Here is a 2,171-nt window from a genome sequence, read left to right on the forward strand (position 1 = left end):
TTACGTTCATTTGTACTATATTTTCAAAAAATATATTCGTTCCGATATTAAGTATTGGAGCGTTAGGTGTAGGACAATACATTGTTTATTGGATGTCAACTTTTCGCCTCTTAAAAGGGACCTAACAGAATAATATTCCGTTCACATTAAAAACCTCGTCATTATACAACGAGGTTTTTACTTTTTATTCGACAATTTGGACAGATAAGAAAATATTTCTGGTTGACCTTATTTATTTTGGTCTTTTTATATCAGTAGCCAGGGTAGACGTAACTGCCCGTGGGGCTTTGACCCCGTCAGCTAAACGGTTCGTCCCCTACTTGTAGAAACTTGATTAAGGCTGGTTGGGACTTAGATCTCGTATAACAAGCGAAGCTGTGATACTGCATGGAGGATTAGGGGTTACTGGCAAATTACGAGTTAAGGAGGAGACTTTAGAATGAAATTCATCATTGGTCTGGATGTTTCAAAAGGGGAAAGTCAAGTTCAGGCATTTGTAGATAAAGGCAATCGATATCGTAAGAGTTTTAAGGTTTCTCAAACCGCCGCCATCCCATTTTTAACTTAAGCACCCGTTACTTTAAGTAAGAAAATTTTATATGCCCGAATTAACCAGATGTAAAAATAATCCTGCCAAACCTATAACAATTGCAATACTTAATAAAGCAATCGTATATTTCTTTTTAATCAGATTGAATATCGACACTATAACACCAAGAGCTAAAAGTACAACAGTTGAAACAATCTCTTTAGCAAAATACATATAATTTAGAACCCCTAAAATCACTAAAAGCAAAGGCAAAAAATTTATGAAAAATTTCATTTTATATCTCCCCTCCCAATATCTCTATTTATAATAACACAATTTTCCAAATTCCATTTAAGCCTGCTTGAAGTAACCTGATTCGTTAGCACAATAAGAAAAGAGACCACTGCAGCAATCCCACCTTAAACTCTTGCAACTGTTAGTTGAACAAGGAAAATGTCATACAATTCCAATGCTTTGCATCCCTTTTTCTCGTACCTTTCCAGCCCTTTTTCTGTAACTCTTTAGCAATTAACATATTAAAAAAACCGTGTCCAACTAATACCACTGATTTATATTCATTAGCATAGTCAATTAACTGTTGTGATGCCTTATTTGCCCTAAATTTTGCTTGATTCAAAGACTCGCACTCGTTTGAATAGCCACTGAACCATAGTATTCTTAATACAATCGCCCAGATACTTGGCTTTAACTTTACATTAAATAATTGTGATGAATTAAAAGGTAACTCAGTTTCTCGGAATAAAGGGTCAGAAATGATTTTCGTTCCTGGATTTAATAATCTTGCTGACTCAATAGCCCTTTTTAATTCACTCGTAATAATGATATTTGCAGTTGAAACTTTTTCAAGGGTTTCCGAGGGATATGTTGACTCTTCAAACACTCCAAGGCAATCATACTTTTCAACCCACTTCTTAAATTCCAAACCAGTTATTTTATCATTTTCAGTTAGTTGTGATTTACCGTGTCTAATCAATGATATTTCCATAATTCTTCTCCTCAAATTTGCACGTTACTTACTGCCACTAACTGTAATTCTATAAAAGAATTAAGGAATCCTTCTTCAACTAACCTCCCGTTAGTGCAGCAAGCATAACTTCCCAAATATGCATAAATATTAGCAAATATACATTTTTTCTGAGTATTGATACTGCAAAGACATACATAAATTAATTCCTTGGAACAGCCAAAGAATGGGCTTCATGATTGACTAAGACTATCAACACGCCCTTCCATGTAAAAATGAAAAGACTTTAACTGGAAAAAAGTGTCCCAAATTATCAAGCAAAAACTGTGTCATCTCTTTCAAGCGGTCACAGGGCATCCATTTTTACTTTTTTCAAAGCATATTTGGGGGAATTTACATTAGTAAAATAGGAAAAGGCACTCCACTCATATTGTAGAAACGCCCCGTTAGATTAATAACATTATTTATGGTCCAAAAATAATCATAAATAGCATTAGGCATATGTTAAATACTAACAATATCTTTCCAAATAACTTTCTTAAAGCTAAAACTGAAAATATGATAGAAAGGATAAATGATGTAATTGCTACTTTTGATGGAATATATGGAAAATCTAAAATACCTGTCATCGAAAAAAATAAAATAAAGATGCTAATT

Annotated in this window: 3 protein-coding genes; 1 reads left to right on the forward strand and 2 read right to left on the reverse strand. The window is 33.5% G+C overall.

Going from position 1 to position 2,171, the window contains the following annotated elements:
• Nucleotides 1-439: 439 nt before the first annotated feature.
• Complete coding sequence (locus TY15_RS25235; RefSeq protein WP_257000191.1) at nt 440-568, forward strand: hypothetical protein; 129 nt, start codon at nt 440-442, stop codon at nt 566-568.
• 27 nt (nt 569-595) lie between these two features.
• Here TY15_RS25235 and TY15_RS22875 read toward each other — a convergent pair whose 3' ends face one another.
• Both TY15_RS22875 and TY15_RS22880 read right to left on the reverse strand, forming a co-directional pair.
• Nucleotides 596-823, reverse strand: coding sequence for a hypothetical protein (locus TY15_RS22875; protein ID WP_040203106.1), 228 nt, complete (start codon nt 821-823; stop codon nt 596-598).
• 142 nt (nt 824-965) lie between these two features.
• Nucleotides 966-1,535 (reverse strand): histidine phosphatase family protein, encoded by a 570-nt coding sequence (locus TY15_RS22880; protein ID WP_040203109.1) that lies wholly within the window; start codon nt 1,533-1,535, stop codon nt 966-968.
• Nucleotides 1,536-2,171 lie beyond the last annotated feature (636 nt).

Source organism: Neobacillus jeddahensis (genome assembly GCF_000612625.1).
GTDB classification, from domain to species: Bacteria; Bacillota; Bacilli; order Bacillales; family Cytobacillaceae; genus Neobacillus; species Neobacillus jeddahensis.